This is a genomic window from Nocardia sp. NPDC057353, from assembly GCF_042667085.1.
Taxonomy (GTDB): domain Bacteria; phylum Actinomycetota; class Actinomycetes; order Mycobacteriales; family Mycobacteriaceae; genus Nocardia.
In genome coordinates, this window is record NZ_JBHVAK010000131.1 from 1 (window position 1) to 3,245 (window position 3,245).

The 3,245-nt window shown below is 72.4% G+C and carries 4 protein-coding genes; all 4 read right to left on the bottom strand.

Annotation, left to right across the window (positions count from 1 at the left end):
- Positions 1-488: 488 nt before the first annotated feature.
- Positions 489-938: a hypothetical protein gene (locus ACFUUZ_RS31595; protein WP_378702697.1), complete on the bottom strand. Its 450-nt coding sequence runs from the start codon at positions 936-938 to the stop codon at positions 489-491.
- 86 nt (positions 939-1,024) lie between these two features.
- Entirely contained in the window at positions 1,025-1,798 is a 774-nt protein-coding gene (locus ACFUUZ_RS31600; protein ID WP_378702699.1) for a DUF2637 domain-containing protein, read from the bottom strand.
- A 41-nt stretch (positions 1,799-1,839) separates the two neighbouring features.
- A complete protein-coding gene (locus ACFUUZ_RS31605; protein WP_378702701.1) occupies positions 1,840-2,286 on the bottom strand; it encodes a hypothetical protein in 447 nt (148 codons plus the stop codon).
- Positions 2,283-3,218: a hypothetical protein gene (locus ACFUUZ_RS31610; RefSeq protein WP_378702703.1), complete on the bottom strand. Its 936-nt coding sequence runs from the start codon at positions 3,216-3,218 to the stop codon at positions 2,283-2,285. The genes ACFUUZ_RS31605 and ACFUUZ_RS31610 overlap by 4 nt, the downstream gene beginning before the upstream one ends.
- Positions 3,219-3,245 lie beyond the last annotated feature (27 nt).

Below are 3,245 nucleotides of genomic sequence, written 5' to 3' on the forward strand. Positions count from 1 at the left end.
CCCCCACCCCCGTCCGACATCACATGCGCACGAAGTGGGTATGTGATGTCGGACGGGGGTGGGGGGAGTGAGCAGAAATCACAGCCCTTAAACCCGCAGTTCAAGGCAGGTATGGGAGGGAAGAGGAGTGGCCCGAAAACTATCGTGGCAACACAATAGGTTTCGGCTAGTTTTCGGTTACTCCGCGGTGGGTTTTCGGTACGCCACAGCAACATCTCCAGCAACCGATCCGGACACCGAAACCACGGCGGGACGCCCTTCCTCGGCCGGACAGCGTGAGTGCGGCCCGGCACCCGGTCAAGGGCGCTGCGCGTCGGCTACGCCGATGGCCTGCGGCCACCCTGGACCGGCCACCGGGCCGCACTCGAGAAGCCTTCGGAGGAAGGGCCCGGGGAACAGTCGGGGGATGAGCCGACCGGCAGAGGTGCCCCGGACACGACGAAGCCCCGCCGTGAACACGGCGGGGCTTCCCGGGGTGGTGCGGCCGGCTACTCGGCGGCGGGCGCGACGTAGGCGTCGAGCTTGTAGGCGCGGCCGGATCCGTTCTCCGCCGGGCCGACGAAGACCAGGTTGTCGAGCCGGCCGCCGATGGCGATTCCGCCGGCGCGCGAGCGGCGCACCGCGGCGCTGATCGCGCGCTGCACGTCGCGGTCCAGGGTGACCGCGCGCAGCCCGTCGTCGGCGTCGTCGTCGTAGACGCCGGTCTCGATGATCAGCTGCGAGTCGATCACCGGGGTGCCGTTGGCGGCGGGCTGCGGGCGCCGGTCCTTCCAGAACAGCGGCTCACCGGCGCTGTTGTGCCGCTGGCGGCGCACCACCGCGATGATCTCGCCCGAGACCGCGGTCCCGGGCTCGATCGCGCGCCCGAACGGGTTGCGGGCACCCTGGCCCATCAGCTCGGCGTTGATCTGGTCCAGGTCGCTCAGGGTGTTGGTCATGATGTCCTCCAGGTAGAAGCGGTGAAGTACGGGATCGAGGTGGGGCAGACACCGCTCGGTGCCTGCCCCGGGGGGCGGGCGATCGGTCAGCGAACCAGGCTCAGCACCTCCCCGCCGTCGTCGTCGCCGGTGTCGCCCTCGGTGTCCGGTGCCTTGACGATCTGGGCGACACGGGAGTGCGACAGGTCGAACTGGGCGCCGATCCGCCGGGTGGACTGCCCGGCCGCGTACAGCCGCCGGATCTCGGCGTCACGCTCGGCCAGCGGGTGGGTGTCCACCGTGTCCACCACCTCGGCCAGCTCCGTGGACCCGCTGTCCAGCGCTGTCCGGTCGGTGTCGAGCCCCGTCGAGCCGCTGTCCAGCCGGGTCGCCTCGGCGTGGACCGGCGTCCACTCCGTGCTCGGGTCCGGCTCGGCGGTGCGCGGGACCTCGATCAGCGCGGTCAGCCCGTGCGTGGCCGCCAGCCCGAACAGCGGCGCCGCGCCGGCCACGCACGCCGCGATCGTCGCGGGCAGCACCCGCGCCCCGGACTCCGCAGCGTGCAAGCCATTTCCGACCACGCTGATCGCCTCGGCGGCGAACAACTCACCCCAGAAGAACCACGTCGTCGCCCGCGGGATCTCGATGCTCTGCCGGGCCCGGCGCTGCAACGAGACCAGCGCCACCGCCGACTGGACGATCGCCCCGTCCACGAAGATCGGGCCCGCCCACGCCAGCTTCGGCGTGATCCCGGCCATCACCGACAGCTCGGTCAGCGCCGCGAAGCTCCACGCGAACGCACCCGCGCCGATCACGATCGTCATCGCCAGCGCGGTCAGCTCGGCCAGGTCGAACCGGCCGGTGGACGCCGGGGTAGACACCCGGTTGACGGAGTTGACGGGCTGGACACCCGGTGTCGAGTTCATCGGCTGAAACCTCCTCGGTGGTGATCGGACGCGAGCCAGGAGTCCTGCTCGTGCCAGGCCGGGGCGCCGACGAGGCGCTCCTGCTCGGCGTGCAGGGCGTGCCCGGCCAGCTGGTCCAGGGCGTTGTCGAGATCGCAGGCAAGCTCGCGGTTACGGTCTTCCAGCACCGCGGCCTGGTGCTCGGCGGCGTCGCGCTCGGCGACGACGGCGGCCAGGCGCTCCTCCAGCTCGGCAGCGCGCTGGTTGGCCGCGGCCAGCCGCTCGGCCAGCTCCCCGGACTCCGCCGCCCCGGCCACCGGCACCGCGGCGAGCTTCGGCGAGGCCTTGGCCAGGGTGACCGTGCATGCGGTCCGCAAGGCCGGGCGCGGCGCCGCCGGCCGCGGGCCCGGCACCCGCTCGGCGGCCTGGGCGGGCATGGTGGCCGCGATCGCCGAGGCGCTCACCGCCGTAACCCCTTGCGCTCGTTCGCCAGCCCGGTCGCCAGCGCATTGCCCGAACGGTAGTCGGCCAGCGCCGAATCCGGCAGCTGGTCATGCTCGGCGGCCGACGCCACGTCCCGCTCGCGGTCGGTGGCGTCCACGGTCCACTTGCCGTTGCCGGTCAGTGCCCGGGCGTGCAGCTGGTTGCGCCACTGCATCCCGGTGAACCGGCCCGACTCGCCGCGGGCGGCCCGGGCCTCGTGCTCGGTCAGCGCCAGCTGCGACTGCGCCGGGTACTGCTCCCAGCACAGGCGGACGCCATCGAGGTGCCGCCACGCTTCGGACAGCTCGTCACCGCGGCCGGTCCACTGGGCCTCGATCCCGGCGGCCCGGTCCACGCCCCAGCTGGGGCGGGTGCGGCCCTGCGTCCATGCCCGGAAGTCCTGGACCCGGTCGTAGTCGGCGCGCATCAGCACCTCCTCGTCACCGGGGACCCGGTCGGCGTAGCGGTAGAGGTAGACGTCATGCGGGGCATGGGCCAGGGCGCCGCGCTGCTCGACGGCCTCGATGTAGGGCCCCGACACCAGCCCGTGCTCGTCGTAGGTGATGCCGTGCTCGGCGAGGTCGCGGGCCTGCTCCTCGCTGCGCCGCTGCACCGCGGTCAGCTCGTCGGCGTGCTTCGCGGCGTGCGCCGCGGCGGCGGTGCGGTCGCGCTGCCACCGCTCGCTGGCCTCGCCCAGGTACACCCACTCGGCGACCCAATCGCGCTCCTGCCAGTCGCCGCTGTTCATCCACGGTGATGCGTACTCGGCGGCGTCCAGGGAATCGGCCGGGTCGTACTCGGCCGGATCGTCCGGGTAGCAGGCCATGGAGTGCAGGTAGTCGGCGCGGAAGCGCGCCTCCTGGAACGTCCCGGCACCGGTGTCGGTGCTGGTGGGACGGGTATCGTCGGTCATTGGTTCGGCTCCTTCGGGATTCGGTTT